The organism is Thermocoleostomius sinensis A174 (assembly GCF_026802175.1).
GTDB lineage: Bacteria > Cyanobacteriota > Cyanobacteriia > Elainellales > Elainellaceae > Thermocoleostomius > Thermocoleostomius sinensis.
The window spans coordinates 3,935,265-3,957,708 of the sequence record NZ_CP113797.1; the positions used below are offsets into that span (position 1 = coordinate 3,935,265).

Sequence of the window (22,444 nt, forward strand, 5' to 3'; positions counted from 1 at the left end):
GCCCTTCAATCTTTTAATTTCTCAGCAATAATACCATTCCCAGTTTCGATCGGGTTGCCATGAATCGAGAAGGTGTCAATCCTTGATTTGCCAACTCTTCATGTGCCCGATTGCACCTAGAATCCAGTTCGACTATAGCTTAGCTTTCTTAGATTGTTGCTTTTGTTTTTGCTTCTCTTTTTGTTTTTCTCGCTTGGCTGCGGCTTTGGCAGCTTTTTCCGCTTCAATAGCAGCCAGCCTAGCCCGTTCCTTTTCTTCTTCAATCTTCTCTAGATAGTAGTGATAATCACCTCGATACAACCGTAGTTCCCCATCGCGAATTTCTACAATTTTGTTGGCAACTTGAGAGATGAAGTAGCGATCGTGCGACACAATCAACACCGTACCGTCATAGTTTTGCAGTGCTTCTTCCAACATCTCCTTGGCAGGAATATCGAGATGGTTGGTTGGCTCATCCAGCATGAGTAAATTGGCAGGTTGCAATAGCATTTTTGCCAGCGCTAGTCGGGCCTTTTCGCCACCACTCAGGGATTCCACCTTCTTGAAGACAGTATCCTCGCTGAACAAAAACCGTCCAAGTAGAGTCCGGACTTCTTCGTTTTTCCAGTCTGGAACTTCATCATGGATAGTATCCATTACCGTTTTGCTGAGATCTAACGCCTCGGCTTGATTTTGCTCAAAATAGCTGGGGATCACATGATGCTCGCCCATCTTGACGATTCCTTCGGTGGGCTGTTCCATCCCCATAATTAAGTGCAGCAGAGTAGACTTACCGCAGCCATTTGGCCCCAACAGTGCAATGCGATCGCCCCGTTCTACCAGCAGGTCTGCCCCCAAAAACAGAATATTGTTGTCATAGACATGGGTAAGATTTTTGATAATTACCACTTCACGACCGCTGCGGGGAGCCGGAGGAAACCGAAACTTCAGCGATCGCAAATCTCCAATTGGGGCTTCAATGCGTTCAATTTTCTCTAGCTGCTTTTCCCGACTTTTAGCTTGGGTGCTGCGGGTGGCGCTCGCTCGAAACCGTTCGACAAACGCTTGCTGTTTTTCCAGTTCTTTCTGCTGATGTTCAAAGGCGCTCAGTTGCGCCTCGCGAGCCATAGTTTTTTGCTCCAAGTAAGTGCTGTAGTTGCCAAGGTATGTCGTGGAAACGCCACGTTCAGTTTCTACAATTTGCGTACACAGACGATCGAGAAATTCGCGATCGTGCGACACAATCACCATTGGCGTGGTCAGTCCCTTGAGGTAGGTTTCCAACCATTCGATTGTTTCTAGATCTAGGTGGTTCGTCGGCTCGTCCAGTAATAACAAATCTGGCTCTTGCAATAGAATTTTGCCCAAGCTCATGCGCATTTGCCAGCCGCCACTGAAGGAACTCACCAACCGATCTCCGTCTTCTGGCTTAAAGCCAATCTCTGGCAAAATTTTCTCAATCCGGGCATCTAGTTCATAGCCATTCAACGCTTCAAACTGCCGCTGAAGCCGATCGAGCCTGTGAATTAACGTCTCTAATTCTTCGGGATCAGCCGTTTGCATGGCGTGCTGCACCTGTGTCATCTCCTCGTGAATTTGGTTGGCTGCTGCAAAAGCGCGCCAAAATTCATCGCGGACTGGCCGATCGGGATCGACTTCAAATTCTTGTGTTAAGTAGGCAATACGGAGACTGGCCGGTTTGATGATTTCTCCAGCCGTCGGTTCAACTTCACCTGCAATAATTTTCAACTGCGTTGATTTTCCTGCCCCATTTACGCCCACTAAGCCGATGCGATCGCCCGGTTTCACTTCCCAGTTGACATCTTTAAGAACTTCTCCGGTCGGGTAAATTTTACTGATGTGTTCAAGTCGAAGCATGGCAGAAATAGGGGATTAGGGATTGGGATTTGAGGGTTAGGAACTGGGGTTAAGGGTTAGGGCTTTGAAGAAGAACTTCTAAATGTCTTTAACAACTGTAACAAACAACAACGGTAGCAAAAGAGTGGGTGGGTCAAAGGATGGTGGTTCTATCAAAATCTTCCAGAAATGAGATGTGGAACGATCGCTTGTCGCTTCATAGTGGAGTTATGGTCTCTTAGGGGATGGCGAAAAAACGCCGATCTCGATGCTGATACCCATTCTCTATCCGGTTGCACCGGATGCCGACCCCCCAACCTCCCTTGGTAAGGAAAGGAGCCGCAGGCGGTAGGGTAACTGTGATGCAACATGACAAAGCATGGGTATGACTCGATAGTGTTAGATGGCTGTATTCAGGAATATGAACATGTCAGATCCAAACATCTCTAATCATCCACCCGATGAATCGTTGGGAGTCGAACAGTTGCCTCAATCGGAACTAGAGACTGTACCCGGCAGTAGAGCAAACCGAGGGGAGGAAGTGGATAACCCCAAAACTGATAGAAAAAGCTCTGCTGAAGCGGCCGATCGCGCCAGTAATACCCAACCGGAGTCGTTCGATCCCGATCAATCCGATCGCTCCACTCAACGATTCATCACAACAGAGGATGCACCCGATGAATTAGCTCTTTGAGGCTGGCTTTCAAGGAGGATTGCTTTGAGCTAGCTTCTCTAAAAAAGTGCGACAGCCCATTGATGAGTCGAATAGGTGCAATTCAAAGCGCTCTGATAGTTCCTCGCAAACTTTAACCCCACGGACACTGTTCGCCCGATGATCGAGCAGTGGGGAGAAAACGGCAATACCAATCTGGTTGGGGACAACCACGATAATGCCGCCAGAGACACCACTTTTAGCAGGTAGCCCAACGCGATAACTCCACTCGCCTGCAAAGTTATACATACCGCAGGTGTACATGACGCTGAGCATGTCGCGAATGTAACCCGCTGCCACGGCTCGATCGCCCGTAACCGGATTCACACCTCGATTGGCCAGCGTTGCAGCCATCACCGCCAAGTCGCGGCAACTGACCATCACAGAGCATTGCTGAAAATATAAATCCAGTGCTTCCTCGAGGTTGGTGTCAATCATGCCAAAGTTACGCATCAGGTAGGCCATAGCTCGGTTGCGATCGCCCGTGGTGCGCTCACTCATGAACGTAGAAGCATCAACAAAGATATCGTGTCCGATGTAGCCGCGAAACATTTCCAGCAGCCGATTGAGCCGTTCGGTGGGGCCGTTGCCTTTAATTAAGCTTGTAGTAGCAATGGCGCCAGCATTCACCATTGGGTTGTAAGGACGTTTTGATTGTTCATCCAAAACGATCGCATTGAAAGCATCGCCCGTCGGTTCCACGCCAACGCGCGTTAAAAAGTAATCGCGTCCGTGGTCTTCTAAAGCTAGCCCTTGCACAAAAACTTTAGAAATTGATTGAATTGTAAAGAGGTGATCGGCATCTCCAACGCTGAACACTTGTCCGTCCACCGTAGCAATAGCAATGCCAAACCAGTCTGGATTCGCTTTGGCTAGTTCGGGAATATAGTTAGCAACGTTGCCATCACGTAGGGCTTGATATTTGCGATGCAAAGATTCGAGATAAGACTGAAAGTTTTGTCCGGTTACAGAGTTTGAGAGACGATCGCTAGGCATATTCAACCGTATTCTTCTTCAATAATTCGCCAACTTACGGCACTGACGCCAGGCTCCAAACTCAGACGGCTGACGATCGTTTCTAAAAACGCATCATCCCGTTGTTGCGTCACTAAATCGGCTTCCACTTCTACCTTATTAGGCGTATCAGTAATGTCTTCGCTGTATAATGCCCGCAACTTCATCTTACTGGAAGTCACTGCTTGCAGGAGCAACGCTCGAATGTGGGCTTCATGATTATCGCGACAAACAACGCTACAGCGGTAACACAGTTCAACGTCTGTGCCTTTGAGGGGTTGCTGATTGATGTGATAACCAATGGGACGTAGCAGAATGTTGGCCACGAGTACCGCTAGTGCACCGATGAATGCCTGTGAAAACCACCCTCCACCTGTCAAACAGCCGATCGCCGCGGCACACCAAATTGTTGCAGCTGTGTTCAAGCCTCGGACGTTTGCCCCCTCGCGCAGAATGACTCCACCAGCCAGAAACCCAATTCCAGAAACGACCTGGGCCGCAATTCGGGTAGGACTGGCCTCATCAGGAGTCATGACCGATAACATGACAAAAAGAGCCGCTCCAGTAGATACCAAAGCGCTGGTTCGCAATCCTGCCATTCGTTGTCTCCATTGACGCTCTAACCCGACAACCGAGCCAAGCAAGAGCGCCATTGCTAATCGAATCGCAAAATCAACCCAGGTCATTGCTCACCTCACCGGAATTTCAACACAACTAGTACCACCCAGATCCAGCTTGAGGGGTCGAAGGTATTCGACATGTCGTTTAGAACACAACTCAATACGCACTTTTGCCATTACCTTCTCCGTACTCCTTTGCTAATGCCAGCAAGCAAAGCAAAACTCATCGGCATTTCAAGAAGAACCTATCAGCAACCTAACTCAGGTGGAAATACCATGCAACAAGCTGACCAAATAGAAGTAGAGGAAAAGTCTCGTAAAATCCTTGAAACCCTAAGTTCCTATAACCAGGTTTTGAACCGTCGTAGATACCAAACTTTGACCACTTGAGTAAGCAAACAATAACTAATCAGAATGACTATCAGCCAAGGGAAGTACAAGGCAGGTAATGGTACCAATCCCAGCTTGGCTCCAAGGTGGGTAAAAGGCAGTAGGAGCGCGATCGCCATCACCAGTCCCGTCGTTAGCAATACGGGCAGCGTTGCTCGACTTTGAATAAACGGAATTTTTTCAGTACGCAACAGATGAATGATCAGCACTTGGGAGAGCGACCCTTGAACAAACCAGCCGGATTGAAACAGAGAGGCGTTCGCTTCTGTAGTTGCTCCTAAGCCGAACCACAACAGAGCAAACGTGAGATAGTCAAACACCGAACTTACAGGCCCTAGGCAGAAGATAAAGCGGCGCAGATCGGAAACTGACCAAGTGCGGGGTGTGGCTAAGTAGGTTGAGTCTACCCGATCGAAGGGAATAGTAATCTGAGAGAGATCATAAAGCAGATTTTGGATCAGCAGTTGCAACGGTAGCATGGGTAGAAACGGAAGCAATGCACTGGCTCCTACCACGCTGAACACGTTACCAAAATTGGAACTGGCGGCCATCTTCAAATATTTGATCAGGTTGCCGAAGGTACGACGACCTTCTACAATCCCTTGCTCTAGTACCATCAAGCTTTTTTCTAGCAGAATGATATCGGCAGATTCTTTAGCGACATCGGTAGCGGTATCCACTGAGATACTGACATCGGCATCGCGTAGGGCTAACACATCGTTAATTCCATCTCCTAAGTAACCAACAGTATGCCCCTTTTGTTTGAGCAGGCGAATCACACGAGCTTTCTGCGCAGGTGACATGCGAGCAAAAACGGTTGTTTCTTCTATGACGTTTGCTAATTCAGATTCCGTCAGTTGTTCAACGATCGATCCTAGACAAATCTGATTCACTGTTAATCCCACATCCTGGCAAATTCGGCGCGTGATGGTTTCGTCATCTCCGGTAATTACCTTGATGGTTAAATTGTGCTGTTGCAGTGCGGCAATCGCGGCTTTTGCACTTGCTTTTGGCGGATCGAGAAACGTGAGATAGCCCACTAACGTCAGATCAAATTCATCCTCGATGCCATAGTGTGCTTTTGGGGTGCTGAATTGGCGATAAGCAACAGCGAGCACCCGTAATCCGTCAGTATGCAACGACTTTGCGACTTGCCTGACTGATTCATAGTCAGCCTGGGTCAACGGTAAGATCTGTCCTTGACATTGCATCGTTGTGCAAAGTGTGACCACTTCCTCAATTGCCCCTTTGCAAATCAGTAATGGTTGTCCCGTGTGTTTAATGACAACCGACGATCGCCGCCGCACAAAATCGAAAGGCACTTCTCCCATGCGGTCAGCCGCCTCTAGAGTTAGTAGCTGGTTAGACGGAGGATGCTCCAGAATTGCTTCATCTAACGCATTCCGAATGCCAGTTTGGTAATAACTGTTGAGATAGCCATAAGTAAGTGGTTCCTCCGTTGGGGTTCCATCAATGCCCAGAGGGTTGACGAGAGCAACCCGATTTTCGGTGAGGGTGCCCGTTTTGTCAGTGCAGAGAATGTCCACTGCACCTAAATTCTGCATCGCATCTAGCCGTTTAACTAGCACTTTCTGCTGTGCCAGCTTAGTTGCTCCCTGAATTAATGTCGCACTTACCACCAGGGGCAGCATTTCAGGTACTAGACCCACAGAAACGGCAATGGCAAACACGAAGGCTTCATTCCAGTCTTGCTGAGTGATGCCATTCAAGAAAAACACGATCGGCACCAAGACACACATGATGCCTACCAAGAGCCAGGTAATTTGATTAATCCCGGTTTCAAAACTCGTCAATGCTCGTTTGCCTGCAACCGCTTGTGCCAAAGAGCCGAGATAGGTTTGTGCACCTGTTGCCACTACCACTGCCCGAGCCTGACCACTCATAACCGTTGTACCCATAAAGCAAACCGTGGGAGTGTGGAAGGGATCATTGTCGGAGGAGTGAACGTGTTGAATGGCCAGCCTTTCGGATTGGTTGCCCAGCGTATCGTGCTTTTGGATTGGGGTTGATTCTCCGGTCAGAATGGCTTGACTGACAAACAAATCGTTTGCCTGAAGAAGCCGCACGTCGGCAGGCACCATCATTCCTGCGGATAGATGCACAATATCACCAGGAACTAACCTACGAATGGACACCTGCTGCTGGCGTTCTCGTAGCATGAGGTCATCGTAGCGGCTGATGGTGGCACTGGCCCCTGCAACAGCCCAAAGTTTCGTCGCTGCTTGGGTCGATCGATATTCTTGAATAAATCGTAGTATTCCGCTGAGAAACACCATGCCTAATAGCACGATCGTTTCTCTGGGTTCTCGAGTTAATCCAGTCGCAATGGCCAGCCCCAACAGCAAATACACAAAAGGATTATTGAAGGACTTGAGCAATTGTTTATACCAAGGCAGTGGCCCTTCATGAACTACATCATTCCACCCATATTTCTTCAGCCGTCGGCGTGACTCCGAGGCGGTCAGTCCATAGCGATAGGTGTCAAGTTTGGTGAGTAGAAGTCCTAATTCAGTCTGAGCTTCCTCTACCACTTGCAACGAAAAGCGAATTGGGGGCACTGCCGGAGTCGCGCGATTAAAACGAGAAAACTGAAACGGCATAACGGCTCTAATGACAAAACGCCAGACCGACATCACGCCTTCTAATTTACCGTTGAACTGGCTCATGAATAGGTTAGCGTCCTGACACCCCTCCTTGGGGAAGCGATTCATTCGCCAGATCTGGTTCAAACTGCCCTCACTCCTTGTATTCCTCCCTTCCAAAATGGGAGAGGGGAAAGGGTTTGAAGCTTCTCCTCTTGACTGTTAACAACGCCCTTAAGCTAGCAACTGGCGTAGTACGTAGGGCAAAATACCGCCATGCAGATAATAATCCACCTCGATCGGCGTATCAATTCGCAAAATGACAGGCACCGTTTGTGCCGAGCCATCTGCCCGATGAATCACCAACGACACATCTTGACGCGGTGTGATGCCAGCTTCTAGTCCAATTAAATCGAAGGTTTCGCTGCCGTCGAGTTGTAAGGATTGAATCGAGTCGCCGGACTGGAACTGACAGGGCAGCACCCCCATCCCTACCAAGTTCGATCGATGGATACGCTCGAAACTCTGAGCAATCACCGCCTTGACACCCAGCAATTTTGCTCCTTTAGCGGCCCAATCGCGACTGCTGCCCGTGCCATATTCCTGTCCTGCCAAAATCACCAACGGTGTGCTGGTTGCTTGGTAACGCATGGCGGCATCATAGATGGTCATCATTTCGCCGCTGGGCTGATGCACCGTGACACCGCCCTCTGTACCGGGAACCATTAGGTTTTTGATTCGCACGTTGGCGAAGGTTCCCCGCATCATTACCTCATGATTGCCGCGCCGCGACCCATAGGAATTGAAGTCGATCGGTTTAACCCCCTTGTCTTGCAAATATAGTCCGGCTGGGGAATCGGGCTTGATCGCACCCGCCGGACTGATGTGATCGGTGGTTACAGAGTCACCAAACAACGCTAGCGATCGTGCCCCTTTAATATCTTCAGCGGTTCCAGCGGCCATATTGAATGAGTCAAAGTAGGGCGGTTCTTGAATGTAGGTAGAGTCAGCCTCCCACGCACAGACTTTTCCTGTGCGGCTGGGCACTTCCGACCACAGGGGATTTTGCCGAGCAAAATCCCGATAGAGCCGTTGGTAGGTGGCAGCATCATACGCCGCTTGCAACAAGGACTTGATCTCTTCTGAGCTAGGCCAAATATCGCTTAGATACACCGGATTGCCACGGCGATCGGTTCCCAGTGGTTCCTGTGACAGGTCAATATCGATTCGCCCTGCCAAGGCAAAAGCGATCACCAACGGCGGACTCATGAGAAAATTGGCTTTCACACTTTGATGAACCCGCGCTTCAAAGTTGCGATTGCCGCTTAGGACACTGGCAACGACCAGATCATGGGAGGTAATCGCGGCTTCTAAATGAGGTTCCAGCGGGCCACTATTGCCGATGCAGGTAGTGCAACCATAGCCCACTGTTTGAAATCCTAATTGATCTAAATAGGCTTGTAGTCCCGTTTTCGTTAAGTATTCTGTCACCACCCGCGAACCAGGAGCCAACGATGTTTTTACTCCGGGCGCAACTGTCAGACCATGCTCCACCGCTTTTTTAGCCAACAGTCCAGCTGCCAACATGACACTGGGATTTGAGGTGTTAGTACACGAGGTAATTGCTGCAATGACAATACTGCCGTGGTGCAGTTCAATCGGTTGCTTTGGAGTCTCCACAGATGACGCCTCGAGGCGATCGGGCGTTGGGCGATTTTGAATCATTTCCATTTCGGTCAAGGTGGCCGTATTGTGTTGGCTTTGCAAAGCATCTCCAACTGGAATCGTATCTGGATCTTGCTTGCCCCCCCCTGCCATTTCTAAACCAGATTGAAGAGCGCTCATCTGTACCGTGACAGTCTGCTGTAAAGCCTCGCTCGACTGACCATAGCCATTCTGGCTGGTTGGTGTTTGCAGCAATGCTTGAAACGTCGATTTCACCGCCGATAAAGCAATCCGATCTTGAGGGCGTTTGGGTCCTGCCACACTGGGTTCGATCGTCGTTAAATCAAGCTCTAGCTGTTCGCTGTAGGCAATGTCGCCCGGTTGGGGAATGCCGAATAATCCTTGGGCTTGGAAGTAGGCGCGGAATGCATTCACCTGTTCTGCCGATCGGCCGGTTGCCAGCAAATAGCGACAGGTTTCTTCATCGACTGGGAAAAAGCCCATCGTTGCGCCATATTCTGGAGCCATGTTGCTGATGGTAGCGCGATCGGTCACGGTTAAATTAGCCGCCCCTTCGCCATAAAACTCGACAAACTTACCGACCACTTTGGCTTGCCGCAGCAGTTCCGTAATTCGCAATACCAGATCCGTCGCAGTTACACCGGGTTGCAGCATCCCAGACAAATGTACCCCCACCACATCCGGCGTTAAAAAGTAAATGGGCTGTCCCAACATACCCGCTTCGGCTTCAATGCCACCCACGCCCCAGCCCACAATACCCAAGCCATTAATCATCGTGGTGTGCGAATCTGTGCCAACTAGTGTATCTGGGTAATACACGCCGTCTTTGACTAAGATCCCCCTTGCCAAGTACTCCAAATTTACCTGGTGCACAATGCCAATCCCAGGCGGCACAACTGAAAACCCATTAAAAGCCTGCATTCCCCATTTCAAGAACTGATAGCGGGCTTGGTTGCGCGCAAATTCCATTTGCATATTTAGTCGCAGGGCTGCATCTAGCTGGCTAAAATCCACCTGCACCGAGTGATCGACCACTAAATCGACGGGCACCAATGGTTCTACAATGCTTGGATCGTGACCCATGCGATCGGCCGCCGATCGCATGGCAGCCAAATCCACCAACACCGGCACCCCTGTAAAATCTTGTAGCAGAATTCGCGCCACCACAAACGGAATTTCAGCCGTGCGCTCTGCCTGCGGCTGCCAGTTGGCTAGGGTGCGAATGTCGTCTTCTGTAATGCGCTGGTCATCATAGTTGCGCAACACGGACTCTAATACCAGCCGAATGCTGACAGGCAACTGGGCGATCGGGCCGATTCCGGCTTCCTCAAGCTTAGGCAACGAGTAGAACCAAGCCGGCTGATTTCCCATTGGAGTAAAGCGTTGCAGCGTATCAAACAACTGATGAGGTGAGTCCATCATCTTTGTTCTCCTCGGAAGTTCGTTATCAGATCAGTTAATAGCGTTGCACTGATGCTAAAAGTCTAGTTGTCTTGCGTCCTGCAAAATGTTCTAGGATAGCGATAGTTCATTCGTTAGATAAATCATGGCTAGTCGCGCCGAGCAAGAAGAATATTTGGCATCGATCGCCCAAGCAGTTGACGTGGGTGATTTTGATTATTTACCGCCCGACCAAATTCGGGTGCTGAATGATCTAATTGCCGCCGCTTGGAACGCTCTAAAACAAGGCGAAGATGTTGCTCCTCACATTGATAAAATTGAACAGGTTCGGGAACGGCGGTAGTTCATCGGTAGAATGGCGGTGCTTGGCAGATCGCTGCCTCTCTTGCCCAAGAGGCAAGACTTGGTGCGGTAAGCTAAAAGAGATACGTTGCTTTTCTTAGCGGTTTCATTAATTTATCTATCATTTATCCATTGTCATCTATTAGTGTCATCCTATGCCTCCTCGTTGGCCCCGACAACCCACTCGCTCTGATCCGGCCTACCGCAAATTAGACGATCGCATGAACTTTGCGATGCATGTTGCCATCTTCGCGGCAACTAACTCTGGGATTTGGTTTGTGCGCACGTTGCGATCGGCATCTTGGAGTTGGTCGGTTTGGTTGACCGGACTGTGGGTATTGGCACTGGTGGCTCATGCTGTTTTTATCTTTGCGTTAGCTAACTATTCTGATTCAACGTCTGCTTCAGGCGAATGACTTTAATGACTTTAGAAGCCAGATAATCTCCCATCGAAATCATAGAGGGTCTGTATCCTATGGCATATTCCAGCACTGAAACGATTGAAAAATTAGCGGCGGCGATCGGTGAAAATGTCTACATTGATATTGCCAAATGGCATCTTTATTTGCGCGATGCTCACCTCCACACTCCCCTAGCCGAACAACTCTATCCCATGATCACCGCCGGGAGTTTACAAGAAAACCAAGTGCTTGAGGTATTAAAGCAAATTTCCGTCAAATTAGGCGGCGGCAAGCTGGAGGTTCCTTTATCAGATTTATTGCCAATGCAGGCACAAGTCCATTTAATGGATGTGCTTGAAGAGTTTCAGCGCGATTTATAGCACTCTTTGAAGGCAACGAAACTCAGTTAGTAGGGTGGGCAATGCTCACCCTATTTGTTTCATGTTTGTTTCATCACACTCCTTGATCGTTAGTTTTTAGGTTCATTCACAGTATCTCTATACAGTTTCATAACTTTTGTAAAAAATATCTGAAACCATTCCAACTAGTAGTTCGTTCTTGATATATTTCTTTACCTAAAACTGTTTCTGACTATACATTTAGAGCGATGTTTTCGGTGCAGTACCTCCCTAAAGTTAGGGATATTGGTTGATTTTTCAGATGTTGTTATGTCACCGGGTGTATTAATTCTGATTGCGGTAATCGGCATCGCACTGTTACTGTTTTTAGTCATTAAACTGCGAATGCAAGCATTCCTTGCATTGCTGATTGCTAGTTATTTTGTCGCGATCGCGGCTGGAATTCCCTTAAATGAAATCGCTCAAACGCTGCAAGAGGGCATGGGAAATACGCTTGGCTTTATTGCCATTGTTGTAGGCATTGGCACGATGCTAGGCGAAATGTTGCGGGTGTCGGGAGGCGCCGAACAGCTAGCCCGAACCTTAGTCAACAAGTTTGGCGAAGAGAGAGCACCCTGGGCTTTGGGGTTGACGGGTGTGATCGTCTCGATTCCCGTCTTTTTTGATGTGGGGTTAATTATTTTGATTCCGCTGGTTTACGGTTTAACTCAGCGCACCGGGCGATCGCTGCTCTACTATGCCATCCCACTGGCGGCGGGTTTGGCGATCGGTCATAGCTACATTCCTCCTACTCCGGGTCCGGTTGCTGTGGCCTCTCTGATTGGAGCCGATCTAGGGTGGGTGATTTTGTTTGGATTGATTGCTGGCATACCCGCTATGATTGCCGGAGGCATTCTATTTGGCAATTACATTTCCAAGCAAATTCACGCCAAAGTACCAGAATATATGATTCTGGAGAACTACAACATCTCGGCGGTTGATGATAACGACGAACCAGAAACGATCGCAGCACACGAGCAGTCTGCCCTAGCACCCCAAGGACGGGCTGTCGCCACGCAAGAGCGGGTTGAGACCAATTACCCCGTTGAAACTGATCATCCTAGAGCCAAAGACTTACCCAGCTTCGGCTTAGTATTAGGGTTAATTGCCATTCCCCTCGTGTTGATTCTGCTCAATACCGTATCGGGTGTGCTGTTACCAGAAGGCAATGCTGTACGCAACTTCTTGAACTTCATTGGGCATCCCTTCTTCGCACTCCTCGTTGCCACATTGTTGGGGTTCTATACATTAGGAACTCGTCGTGGTTATTCGCGCCGTGAAATTCAAGAAATTGCCACCAAATCCCTAGAGCCAGTCGGGCTGATTATTCTCGTTACTGGTGCAGGTGGTGTATTTGGGCGAACGCTGGTAGCAACCGGAGTGGGTGATGCCTTAGCCAATGCGATGACTGCCTTTAATATGCCAATCATTGTGCTAGCTTTTCTAATTGCAACCGCCGTGCGCGTCTCGCAAGGTTCAGCTACGGTGTCTATGGTGACAGCCGCCGGGCTAATGGCTCCCGTGATTGAAAGCGGCAGTTATTCTGCCCCCATGTTGGGACTAATTACGATCGCCATTGCATCAGGAGCTACTGTTCTTTCCCACGTCAATGACTCTGGATTCTGGCTAGTCAGCCGATATTTAGGCATTTCTGAAAAGAACACACTGCGGTCTTGGACAGTGCTAGAGACCATTTTGGGTGGTGTGGGTTTCTTAATTGCGTTGATTATTAGTTTCTTTGTTTGATCTCCGGGCTAATTGGTAATTGGTAATCGGAAATTAGTAATTCGGGATGAATTGTAGCAGGAGTACATACTCCCTATTCTCTACTCCCTCCCCTTCTCCTAATCTAAATGGCGTGCACTATAGTATCCAACGATGAACAACAGTTACTTCATTGGCGTCGATGTTGGCACAACCAGTACAAAAGCGATCGTCTTTAGCGTGACTGGCGAAATGAAAAGCATTAGCAATCGCGGCTATCCGATCGCGGTTCCACGTCCCGGTTGGGCGGAACAAGATCCAGAAGAAATTTTTAGCGATGTGCTGTTGGCAGTGCGGGAAGCGGTGCGACAGGCCAATATTGCTAAATCTGAGGTGGCGGCGATCGGCTTTAGTGGAGCGATGCACAGTTTGATTGCTGTGAATGCCGAAGGACAACCCTTGACACCTGCCATCATTTGGGCTGATAACCGCAGCATTGCGCAAACTACGCGCCTCAAGCAAGATGGAACTGGGCAAGCGCTGTATCGACGCACAGGTACTCCCATTCACCCCATGTCGCCTTTGACAAAGCTGCTATGGATGCGCGAAGAAGCCATCGAAATGTTTCAGCAAGCCGCCCGGTTTATTTCTATTAAGGAATATATCTTCTATAAGCTGTTCGATCGCTTTATTGTAGACTACTCGATTGCTTCGGCTACAGGGTTATTTAACCTGAAACAGCAACAGTGGGATGCAGAAGCCCTAGACTATGTGGGAATTGCTCCCGATCGCTTAAGCGAACTGGTTCCTACGACCTATGTGCTGCGGGGCTTTAAGCGCGAATATGCCGAAACAATGGGTATCGATGCTGACACGCCGATGGTGGTTGGGGCCAGCGATGGAGTGTTAGCCAACTTGGGCGTAGGCGCGATCAATCCACGCCAAGTGGCCATCACCTTGGGAACTAGCGGAGCCGTGCGCACGGTTGTTCCTACTCCCTTGACCGATCCACAAGGACGAACCTTCTGCTATGCTCTCACCGAAAATCATTGGGTGATCGGTGGCCCGTCTAACAATGGCGGCATTGTGCTGCGCTGGTTGCGAGACGAGTTTTGCCAAACCGAAGTAACGTTGGCTAAACAAATGAACGCCGATCCTTACGAAATTATGATCAAGGCTGCTTCAGAAATTCCATTGGGGGCAGAGGGTTTGATTTGTCTGCCGTTTTTATCTGGAGAGCGGGCCCCTTACTGGAACGCAGAAGCGCGCGGAATTTTCTTTGGAGTTGGGCTGCATCATCATCGCGCCCACTTCATTCGTGCCGTTTTAGAGGGAATTTTGTTCAGTGTGTATAGTATCAATTTGGCGTTGCAAGACTTAGTAAATCCGGCTGAGGAAATTCGCGCGTCGGGTGGATTTGCACGATCGGGCATTTGGCTACAAATGGCAGCCGATGTGTTTGGTTATGATGTGGTTGTCCCACAAGTTTATGAAGGCAGCAGTTTTGGGGCGGCTGTCTTGGCAATGGTCGCAGTGGGACAGCTTTCCCAACTAGAAAATGTAGAATCCCTGATTCAAGCAGGCGATCGATATCATCCTCATCTAGATTACACGCACCGCTATCATCAATTGTTCGATATTTACGATCGACTTTATCGCACCAATGTCAACGACTTTTCGCTACTCAATCAACTGCGATAAGTTCCTACCTATTCCGCTAGAAGGTACGCTGAATGGTATCACGACATTTTTTTAGGCGTGATACCATAGAATTCCTTGAATTGTTTGATCAAATGACTTTGATTGCCAAAGCCACATTCTAGGGCAGTATCAGCAATGGTTTGATCGCGACGTTCTAACAATAGCCGTGCCCGTTCTGCTATGACGAGCAATAATAAAACCTGCTCTTCGAATCAGTGATTCCTGGAAGACCACTGCGTCGAAAATGAGCAGGTATGAACTTATTGATACGGTTTAATTACCCAATAAAGGAGACGCTCGAAAAGGCTAGCTATTGCCTTTTCACGTTAATGGTTAAGTTCTAGTTGCTAAAAGTGTCCCTAATATTGTCAACGGCACGTTCAACAACATTCTTCGTGTCGTCGATCGCCTTTTGAGTGCGGGCTGCATCTTCTTCGGCTCGCTTCTCAATGCGGGCAGCGTCACGCTGAGCTTTACGTCCAATAGCACTGCCATTGTCCGTTGCATCATCCACACGGTCAGCATTCTTATAGGCTGTTTCTTCTAGCTTATCGGCTGTTTCACGCACAAAGCTTTTGGTGCGACCCGCATCTTCGCGAGCTTTGTCTTGGACATCATTCGCTGATGCAATCAGAGTGCTAGTCGGCTCAGCCATAGCCGTCATTGAGAATCCACTTTGCCAAACAAGCGTCATCGCCGATACACAAAGCAGGGCAACAGCCATGCAGCGTCCAATGATCGAGAGGGGTTTTACAAATCTATTTAGTCTCATAGGATACAGTCTTAGTAAGATTGGCATTCTAGTTCTACTGCATTTGATTACACGACTAAATCGTTCCTGGGGCAGAGGTTTGAGGAGTGGATTCTCAGGCGCGGGAGAGAAGCTCGATCGGTTTCTGGATAGGGAATAGGGAATCGGCTATTGGGAATACATAAAGATGACGTTTTATTCCAACCCTTAACCCTCAACACCCTTCAAATCTCTCTTTGGGGGGACGCTAAGCTTGCCTACGATCGCTAGCGTAGAGGGCGGTATGCTGCGGTTTAACCCTGTTGCGAGCAAGAGTGAGGATTAAATATGCAACTGGCGGGAAAGGTAGCGCTAATTACAGGTACAGGATCAGGAATCGGAAAGGCAGCGGCGTTGCTAATGGCGAAAGAAGGAGCGAGAGTTGCGGCGATTGACCGGAATTCAGCCGAAAGCCAACAAACAGTGGAACAGATCCAGCAACAGGGGGGCGAAGCGATGACGGCTGTTGCCGATATTTCTCAGCCAGACCAGATGCAACAGGCGATCGAGCAGGTAGTAGCTACGTTTGGACGTCTTGATATTGTGTTTGCGAATGCAGGTATCAATGGCGTTTGGGCACCTATTGAGGAGTTACAACCGGATGAATGGGACAAGACGATCGACACCAATTTGCGTGGCACATTTTTGACGGTGAAATATGCAATTCCTTATTTGAAGCAACAGGGCGGCGCGGTGGTGATCAATTCTTCGGTGAATGGAACTCGAATTTTTAGCAACACTGGTGCAACGGCCTATGCCTGTTCTAAGGCAGCACAGGTGGCGTTTGCCAAGATGGTAGCCCTAGAGCTTGCCAAGTACCGCATTCGTGTGAATGTCATTTGTCCTGGGGCGATCGAAACGGATATTGACGAAAGTACCCAACAACGCAATGTAGAGCAGGAAAAAGAACCGGTAGAGTTTCCGTCTGGGCGCATTCCTTTGACCGATGGCAAGCCTGGTTCTGCTCATCAAGTGGCCCAATTAGTGCTGTTTCTCGTCTCTGACGCCGCTAGCCACATCACGGGCACAGAACTATGGATCGACGGCGGTGAATCGTTGCTGCAAGGATAACTTTGCCCGTAAATGCTTTTTGTAATTCTCAACTCGTATGCCACAGTATTTTGGACAATTGCCCACAACCGCCCAAGCTTGGACAACGCCCGATCCAATCGCGTCTGTGCAAACGCATTCGCAAGGAGTGGATTGCCGCAGCGGCCCAACCTGTTTAACCGTAACAATCTTAGCAGCCAACTTAATTCGAGTCCGCTTTACCCCAACGGGTGAGTTTCTGCCGCGTCGATCGTGGAATGTGACCAGGAATGATGCCGAGTGGCCTGCTGTTTCGGTTGAGGTTACAGAGGATGCAGATTCGATCGAACTGAAGACAGAACAACTAACAGTACAAATTCAGCGAGCGACTTGTCAAATTACCTGCCTTGACCCAACGGGAATGCCCTTTGCTCAAGATGCTGATCCGGCGATCGGTTGGTCGGACAGCGGGATAGCGGCTTGGAAGCACATTGCGGCAGATGAGCATTTTTATGGGTTTGGCGAACGAACTGGCTTGTTGGATAAATTGGCAGAACGCAAAACCAACTGGACCGTAGATGCGCTGGATTACAACTCGCAAACTGACGAGATGTACCAGGCGATTCCATTTTTTATGGCGCTGCGTCCAGGCTTGGGGTATGGGATGTTTCTCAACTCCACCCACTGGAGTCAGTTCGACATGGGGGCTAGCGAGCCAGGTGTTTGGCAAATGCACACTCATGCCCACGAACTGGACTACTACATTATTTATGGGCCAAACCCTGCGCAAATTTTAGCCACTTATGCCCACTTAACCGGACATATGCCTTTACCACCTAAGTGGGCCCTAGGCTATCATCAGTGCCGTTGGAGCTATGAATCATCAGCGATCGTTCGAGAATTAGCGAACGAGTTTCGTCAACGCCGCATTCCCTGTGATGTGATTCATCTCGATATTGATTACATGCAGGGATACCGAGTATTTACCTGGCATCGACAGCGATTTGCCGATCCCAAAGCATTAATTGGTGATCTAAAAGTAAATGGATTTAAGGTTGTTACGATTGTTGATCCGGGTGTGAAGTATGAACAAGAAGCGGATTATGCAATCTTTGACGAAGGATTAGAACAGGATTGTTTTGTGCGGCGGGCCACAGGCGAACTGTTTCATGGTTATGTCTGGCCCGACAAAGCAGTGTTTCCCGATTTTATGCGTGCTGATGTGCGGCAATGGTGGGCTAATCAGCACCACGTCCTTACCGATGTGGGGGTAGCAGGCATTTGGAATGACATGAATGAACCTGCGCTTGACGATCGACCATTTGGCGATGGTGGCAACAAAATCCCCTTTCCAATGGACGCCCCCCAAGGAGCAGCCGACGAACGCACAACGCACACAGAAGTGCACAATCTCTATGGCTTGATGATGGCCCGATCGTCTCACGAAGCCTTAGAGCAGCTACGTCCAAAGCAGCGATCGTTTGTGTTGACGCGATCGGGCTTCGCAGGCGTACAGCGTTGGTCATCAGTGTGGATGGGTGACAATCACTCCCTATGGGATCATCTGGAAACGTCACTGCCGATGCTCTGTAATATGGGGCTATCCGGTGTCCCTTTCGTCGGATGTGATATTGGCGGGTTTGCAGGCAATGCCACAGCAGAACTGTTTGCCCGTTGGATGCAAGTAGGAATGCTGTATCCCTTGATGCGCGGTCATTCAGCCATGACCACAGCCCGCCATGAACCGTGGGTGTTTGGCGATCGAACCGAGCGCATTTGTCGCGAATACATTGAGTTGCGCTATCGATTGTTACCCTACCTCTATTCGCTGTTTTGGGAAGCGGCAACCACAGGTGCGCCCATTCTGAGACCGTTGTTGTACCATTATCCCAACGATCGCCACACCTATGCCCTGCATGATCAGGTGATGTTGGGTCCCTTTCTGATGGCGGCTCCTATTTACCGCCCAGGTCAGGAATGTCGAGCCGTATATTTACCAGAAGGAACCTGGTATGACTGGTGGACGAACGATCGTTATGATGGCCCAACGCACATTCTGGCCCATGCCCCCCTGGAACGAATGCCACTCTATGCCAAGGCGGGAGCCATCATTCCTATGCAGCCTGTGATGCAGCATGTAAATGAGCTTCCACTGACAGAGTTAACCTTAAAGATCTATCCTGGCAACGAGCAATGGACACTTTATGAAGATGATGGCGAAACGTTTGATTACAAAAATGGAGTTTGGCAAACGACGACGTATCGTACCATTCAAGAGACCGATCGGGTGATTTTGGAAGTACTCGATCGTCAAGGGAATTGGCACAGCGAGCAAACTATTCAGGCAGCATTAGCGGGTAACACGAATCTAGTGTTGGAGGTGCGTTCTATCTAAGTAGAAACCTCGGTAAGCAGCGCCCACCAAGCAAAACCGGAGACTGGATTAGAAACCTCCAGAATCTCTAGAAAGTAGAGGGTGGCGAAAGCTAACCCCTGTTCTCTTAGCTAAGTAGTCAATTTTCTCGGTTAAGCAGGTGGCACGAAAGGAATTTATCTGCTAAGAGTAGACATTGGTTATCACCACTAAGGGAAATGTCGCCAATGTCGCACACACCTACACCTCGTTTAATTCTGGAAACGTTGCTTCCTCACCTAAAAGTTGCAGCGGCATATGCCCATCAGATTCAAACTCAAATTGCCACTCGTCCCGAAAAGGAGGGATATGATAACTTCTTTGCTACGGCTCTAAGCGATGCAGATTTGTCAATTCAAACGTTTGTTGAAGTGTTGTTATTAGGGTATTTCCCTAATATTCGGTTCTATGGCGAAGAACATGAACAAACCTACAACACCAAGTATTTTCGATCGATCGAGCTTGGTCCACCGGATGATTACTTAGTGACCCTTGATCCGATCGATGGTACCCGCTTTTACCTAGATGGACATACTAACTATCAAATTATTCTGAGTGTATTAAATCGAGATGAGTTTGAAGCTGTATTAGCGATTTCGCCGGGTCAGAACATTTACTATTACGGTTTGCGAGGGCAAGGAACATTTCAAGGCACGTTGGCAGATACGTTGGAGGCGTGTCATCCGCTCAAGCTGGCGCCGAGCGGGGAAACGATCGTCTTGGGGTGGGGAATGGAAACCTTGGCCGAACCGTTGCGCCCTAAATATCGGGTGATTGATGTAGCCAATTCCTATTCCAGAGAGCAGGAAATTCCCGGTTTCAGCAGTATTTTGCAAGGGGAAGTGGTTGGCTCTGTCAATCGGGCTGGTCAGTTTATTGACAGTGCCGCCTTAGCCTTTTTGGCCCAGGAAGCTGGTTGTATCGTTACAACCTTAGACGGCAATCCGCCGCCGCCGCTATACACCTGCCACCACTATCGTCGGGGGGGGTTAGTAACGGCCGTGTCCGAGTCGGTGCATCAGGACATTTTACGAGCGATTCAAATGACTCAGCTAACTTCCCAAAAGTAACCCCCATCTCCGGGCAGGGAAATAGGGGCGATCCAATATGGAGTATTTCTTATCCTCCCATCAAATGAGTTGAGCGGGACAGTTTGTAACAGAATGTTGTAACGTCGCTATAGCTATTATGGCAATGCCGCTTGAATGATCGATCGCACGTCTTGGGCTTGACGATAGGTACTTGCGCGAGTTGATTGGTTGCCTGTGGCTCGATCGATGGTTTTCCAGGGTTTATAGAGCGGTAGGACATAGTACCGTAGACGGGTGCGATTCGCCCAAAGTCCCATCGATGGAAACAGCAAAAACAACCCTAGGAATCCAGAGAGCGGAAACATGGGTAAGCCCACCCACCGCGCTAACCGTTTGACATTCATCGTCCACGGATGTAACCCTTCATTGCCAACGCAAGCAATTGGCAGAATTGGCACGTGATGACGATTGCTCAACTGAATGAAACTGGGGTCAAACCGCTGCAATTGGTAGCGCTGTTGCCAGCCTTTGGCCAACCCGCGCCAACCTTCTGGGGCCACCAAGATAACCGATTGATTAGAGGGCGATTGAAAAGCCGCATCAAACTCGTTTTTGGTCGCTCGGATACCGCCCAATACCTGTGACCAGCCACTTGGCAACCACCAACGTAGCCAGGGATGATCGAAAAAAATGTCGTGAGCTAGGGGTTGCACAAACCAGCCTTGGGACTGGCTCAACAGCACGCCTAAGCTAATCATGTCCCATGGGAAACACATGCCAGCGTGGTTCATGACCACAATCAATGGCCCGGTGTCGGGTAGGGGGGCACTCAAATGCAATTCTGCTCGAAAATAGCGCTGGACGATCGGTGTCAGAATTTCCTGACGAAAGGATTGCTGATAAGCGGGATTGATAGTCGGAGGCTGGGAACGCGGCGCCCGGCAACCCAATCGCAACCAGCGAATCAATAACGCTAGATAGAATCCGCCCGGAATTAGAAATAATAAGTATTCAAACCCCCTCCAGCCATCGGGATCAGCATGATAGTGCTGCCAGTGGCGATTGAATAAAATCAGCCACCCAGGAGGATACCAAAGACAAAACCAGTCAAACCAGCTAAAGCGGTAGCCCGTTTGCGCGAATGTTTTCCCTATTTGATTCGGGGGTGGTTCGGGTAAGGGCGATAGTGGCTGCGAAGTGTCTGAAGAAATCATGGCAGTCCCTCGATCGTCACGTCGCATGCAATCATTCCAGTTCCTATTTTGTCCAGTTAAGGCGATCGGATGAATGCACGACATCCCTATCTAGAAGGATAAAAGATGAAAAGATAGAGGAGTTCAAAGGTGAAGGAGTTCAAGAGCCGGTCTCATCTTAGGTAGAAAGCCGATCGCGCCAAGCTTGTACCCGTGCGCGGAGATGCGGAGATAGCCATGCATCATAGGCTGGATAAACCGGCAAGCGAGGAATCAGTCGCCATCCTACCGCTTGTAACCAATCTGCCAGCGCTGCATCGTGCGGATGCGGATAATCCGGATTGACTTCATCTTTAGGGCCAATGCCGCCCAAATCGCGAGCACCTGCTTGCAAGCAGCGCCATAGTTGCTGGCGATCGGCAATCAGATTCGGGGGAATTTGTAGCGTGATTTCGGCTGGAAGAATTTGACGCGCTAGTTTGACCACGGTAGCAAGATTTTCGTTCGGAAAGGCATCGCCCTGCCAAGCTTGGGTAGAACCGGGGCAATGGGGCTGCAAAATGACTTCCTGAATGTGTCCCCATTGTCGATGCACCTGCGCAATCGTTTCTAGGGTTTCAATACGATCGGATTCCGTTTCGCCGATGCCCAACAGTAGCCCCGTGGTGAAGGGAATCCGGAGTTCTCCGGCCCACTGGAGTTGCTGCAAGCGCAAGGCCGGCACTTTACTGGGGGCATGACGATGTACCGTGCTCAGTAGGGCTGGAGTCATTTGCTCTAGCATCAACCCCATCGACACGTTAACGGCTTTTAGCTGGGCCATTTCTTCGTAGCTCAGCGGGCCAACATTGGTATGGGGCAAAAAGCCCAGCGATAATGCTAGGTCTGCCAACTTGTAAATCCGCTGAAACCAATCTGATCGCCGCCAACTGTGGGGATGCACTTCGCCACTCAGAATCAGAACTTCAATCACACCGCGATCGTGCAACTCTCGGAGTTGACGGTCGGCTTGCTCTAACGTCAGCCAAGCACTTTGACCCGGCTCAGCACGAAAATTGCAGTAGCTACAGCGGTTAAAACACTCGTAGGTGGGAACAATCGTATAGGCAGGGCTATAGGTGACATAAACGGGGGGCGGTGGCTCCCCCGGTTGTCTTAGCTCCTGTGTTTGCCCATCAAC

At 49.5% G+C, this 22,444-nt stretch carries 18 protein-coding genes; 9 read left to right on the forward strand and 9 right to left on the reverse strand.

What is annotated here, in order from left to right; all coding sequences use genetic code 11:
- Nucleotides 1-132: 132 nt before the first annotated feature.
- Complete coding sequence (locus OXH18_RS17095; protein ID WP_268608320.1) at nucleotides 133-1,857, reverse strand: ABC-F family ATP-binding cassette domain-containing protein; 1,725 nt, start codon at nucleotides 1,855-1,857, stop codon at nucleotides 133-135.
- A 406-nt stretch (nucleotides 1,858-2,263) separates the two neighbouring features.
- On the opposite strand from OXH18_RS17095, the gene OXH18_RS17100 reads away from it, so the two are divergent.
- A complete protein-coding gene (locus OXH18_RS17100) occupies nucleotides 2,264-2,530 on the forward strand; it encodes a hypothetical protein (RefSeq protein ID WP_268608321.1) in 267 nt (88 codons plus the stop codon).
- A 9-nt stretch (nucleotides 2,531-2,539) separates the two neighbouring features.
- Here OXH18_RS17100 and glsA read toward each other — a convergent pair whose 3' ends face one another.
- The 4 genes from glsA to acnA all read right to left on the reverse strand — a co-directional run bounded on the left by glsA (nucleotide 2,540) and on the right by acnA (nucleotide 10,280).
- Complete coding sequence (gene glsA / locus OXH18_RS17105) at nucleotides 2,540-3,544, reverse strand: glutaminase A (RefSeq protein WP_268608322.1); 1,005 nt, start codon at nucleotides 3,542-3,544, stop codon at nucleotides 2,540-2,542.
- A gap of 2 nt (nucleotides 3,545-3,546) precedes the next feature.
- Complete coding sequence (locus OXH18_RS17110; RefSeq protein WP_268608324.1) at nucleotides 3,547-4,248, reverse strand: MgtC/SapB family protein; 702 nt, start codon at nucleotides 4,246-4,248, stop codon at nucleotides 3,547-3,549.
- Between the two features lie 275 nt (nucleotides 4,249-4,523).
- On the reverse strand, nucleotides 4,524-7,259 hold the full coding sequence (mgtA, locus tag OXH18_RS17115) for a magnesium-translocating P-type ATPase (protein ID WP_268608325.1): 2,736 nt from the start codon (nucleotides 7,257-7,259) through the stop codon (nucleotides 4,524-4,526).
- A 150-nt stretch (nucleotides 7,260-7,409) separates the two neighbouring features.
- Complete coding sequence (gene acnA / locus OXH18_RS17120; RefSeq protein WP_390904397.1) at nucleotides 7,410-10,280, reverse strand: aconitate hydratase; 2,871 nt, start codon at nucleotides 10,278-10,280, stop codon at nucleotides 7,410-7,412.
- 127 nt (nucleotides 10,281-10,407) lie between these two features.
- On the opposite strand from acnA, the gene OXH18_RS17125 reads away from it, so the two are divergent.
- The 5 genes from OXH18_RS17125 to OXH18_RS17145 all read left to right on the forward strand — a co-directional run bounded on the left by OXH18_RS17125 (nucleotide 10,408) and on the right by OXH18_RS17145 (nucleotide 14,808).
- On the forward strand, nucleotides 10,408-10,605 hold the full coding sequence (locus OXH18_RS17125) for a hypothetical protein (protein WP_268608328.1): 198 nt from the start codon (nucleotides 10,408-10,410) through the stop codon (nucleotides 10,603-10,605).
- Between the two features lie 154 nt (nucleotides 10,606-10,759).
- Complete coding sequence (locus OXH18_RS17130; protein WP_268608330.1) at nucleotides 10,760-11,020, forward strand: 2TM domain-containing protein; 261 nt, start codon at nucleotides 10,760-10,762, stop codon at nucleotides 11,018-11,020.
- A 59-nt stretch (nucleotides 11,021-11,079) separates the two neighbouring features.
- A complete protein-coding gene (locus OXH18_RS17135) occupies nucleotides 11,080-11,385 on the forward strand; it encodes a DUF3181 family protein (RefSeq protein WP_268608331.1) in 306 nt (101 codons plus the stop codon).
- A gap of 288 nt (nucleotides 11,386-11,673) precedes the next feature.
- A complete protein-coding gene (locus tag OXH18_RS17140) occupies nucleotides 11,674-13,149 on the forward strand; it encodes a GntP family permease (RefSeq protein WP_268608332.1) in 1,476 nt (491 codons plus the stop codon).
- A 132-nt stretch (nucleotides 13,150-13,281) separates the two neighbouring features.
- The gene (locus tag OXH18_RS17145; protein ID WP_268608334.1) at nucleotides 13,282-14,808 is read left to right on the forward strand and encodes a gluconokinase; all 1,527 of its coding nucleotides are present in this window, start codon (nucleotides 13,282-13,284) and stop codon (nucleotides 14,806-14,808) included.
- 38 nt (nucleotides 14,809-14,846) lie between these two features.
- Here the strand turns inward: OXH18_RS17145 and OXH18_RS25370 are convergent, their stop codons facing one another.
- Both OXH18_RS25370 and OXH18_RS17150 read right to left on the reverse strand, forming a co-directional pair.
- Nucleotides 14,847-14,999, reverse strand: coding sequence for a helix-turn-helix domain-containing protein (locus OXH18_RS25370; protein WP_315874599.1), 153 nt, complete (start codon nucleotides 14,997-14,999; stop codon nucleotides 14,847-14,849).
- Between the two features lie 149 nt (nucleotides 15,000-15,148).
- A complete protein-coding gene (locus OXH18_RS17150; RefSeq protein ID WP_315874600.1) occupies nucleotides 15,149-15,580 on the reverse strand; it encodes a hypothetical protein in 432 nt (143 codons plus the stop codon).
- A gap of 306 nt (nucleotides 15,581-15,886) precedes the next feature.
- Here OXH18_RS17150 and OXH18_RS17155 point away from each other — a divergent pair, with 306 nt between their 5' ends.
- From OXH18_RS17155 to OXH18_RS17165, 3 genes are all read left to right on the forward strand, one after another.
- Nucleotides 15,887-16,669, forward strand: a complete 783-nt coding sequence (locus tag OXH18_RS17155) for an SDR family oxidoreductase (RefSeq protein WP_268608336.1) — start codon at nucleotides 15,887-15,889, stop codon at nucleotides 16,667-16,669.
- Between the two features lie 37 nt (nucleotides 16,670-16,706).
- Nucleotides 16,707-19,022 (forward strand): glycoside hydrolase family 31 protein, encoded by a 2,316-nt coding sequence (locus OXH18_RS17160; protein WP_268608337.1) that lies wholly within the window; start codon nucleotides 16,707-16,709, stop codon nucleotides 19,020-19,022.
- 206 nt (nucleotides 19,023-19,228) lie between these two features.
- Nucleotides 19,229-20,110: an inositol monophosphatase family protein gene (locus tag OXH18_RS17165; RefSeq protein ID WP_268608338.1), complete on the forward strand. Its 882-nt coding sequence runs from the start codon at nucleotides 19,229-19,231 to the stop codon at nucleotides 20,108-20,110.
- A gap of 116 nt (nucleotides 20,111-20,226) precedes the next feature.
- Here OXH18_RS17165 and OXH18_RS17170 read toward each other — a convergent pair whose 3' ends face one another.
- Both OXH18_RS17170 and cofG read right to left on the reverse strand, forming a co-directional pair.
- The gene (locus OXH18_RS17170; protein WP_268608339.1) at nucleotides 20,227-21,312 is read right to left on the reverse strand and encodes a 1-acyl-sn-glycerol-3-phosphate acyltransferase; all 1,086 of its coding nucleotides are present in this window, start codon (nucleotides 21,310-21,312) and stop codon (nucleotides 20,227-20,229) included.
- Between the two features lie 130 nt (nucleotides 21,313-21,442).
- Complete coding sequence (gene cofG / locus OXH18_RS17175; RefSeq protein WP_268613204.1) at nucleotides 21,443-22,363, reverse strand: 7,8-didemethyl-8-hydroxy-5-deazariboflavin synthase subunit CofG; 921 nt, start codon at nucleotides 22,361-22,363, stop codon at nucleotides 21,443-21,445.
- Nucleotides 22,364-22,444: the final 81 nt, after the last annotated feature.

Excerpts from the sequence above, each read along its gene's own strand:
- OXH18_RS17160 (WP_268608337.1), top strand. The coding sequence starts at position 16,707 with ATGCCACAGTATTTTGGACAATTGCCCACAACCGCCCAAGCTTGGACA.
- OXH18_RS17095 (WP_268608320.1), bottom strand. The coding sequence starts at position 1,857 with ATGCTTCGACTTGAACACATCAGTAAAATTTACCCGACCGGAGAAGTT.
- OXH18_RS17100 (WP_268608321.1), top strand. The coding sequence starts at position 2,264 with ATGTCAGATCCAAACATCTCTAATCATCCACCCGATGAATCGTTGGGA.
- acnA (WP_390904397.1), bottom strand. The coding sequence starts at position 10,280 with ATGGACTCACCTCATCAGTTGTTTGATACGCTGCAACGCTTTACTCCA.
- glsA (WP_268608322.1), bottom strand. The coding sequence starts at position 3,544 with ATGCCTAGCGATCGTCTCTCAAACTCTGTAACCGGACAAAACTTTCAG.
- OXH18_RS17130 (WP_268608330.1), top strand. The coding sequence starts at position 10,760 with ATGCCTCCTCGTTGGCCCCGACAACCCACTCGCTCTGATCCGGCCTAC.
- OXH18_RS17155 (WP_268608336.1), top strand. The coding sequence starts at position 15,887 with ATGCAACTGGCGGGAAAGGTAGCGCTAATTACAGGTACAGGATCAGGA.
- OXH18_RS17135 (WP_268608331.1), top strand. The coding sequence starts at position 11,080 with ATGGCATATTCCAGCACTGAAACGATTGAAAAATTAGCGGCGGCGATC.
- OXH18_RS17165 (WP_268608338.1), top strand. The coding sequence starts at position 19,229 with ATGTCGCACACACCTACACCTCGTTTAATTCTGGAAACGTTGCTTCCT.
- OXH18_RS17140 (WP_268608332.1), top strand. The coding sequence starts at position 11,674 with ATGTCACCGGGTGTATTAATTCTGATTGCGGTAATCGGCATCGCACTG.
- OXH18_RS17145 (WP_268608334.1), top strand. The coding sequence starts at position 13,282 with ATGAACAACAGTTACTTCATTGGCGTCGATGTTGGCACAACCAGTACA.
- OXH18_RS17125 (WP_268608328.1), top strand. The coding sequence starts at position 10,408 with ATGGCTAGTCGCGCCGAGCAAGAAGAATATTTGGCATCGATCGCCCAA.
- OXH18_RS17150 (WP_315874600.1), bottom strand. The coding sequence starts at position 15,580 with ATGAGACTAAATAGATTTGTAAAACCCCTCTCGATCATTGGACGCTGC.
- OXH18_RS17110 (WP_268608324.1), bottom strand. The coding sequence starts at position 4,248 with ATGACCTGGGTTGATTTTGCGATTCGATTAGCAATGGCGCTCTTGCTT.
- mgtA (WP_268608325.1), bottom strand. The coding sequence starts at position 7,259 with ATGAGCCAGTTCAACGGTAAATTAGAAGGCGTGATGTCGGTCTGGCGT.
- OXH18_RS17170 (WP_268608339.1), bottom strand. The coding sequence starts at position 21,312 with ATGCGACGTGACGATCGAGGGACTGCCATGATTTCTTCAGACACTTCG.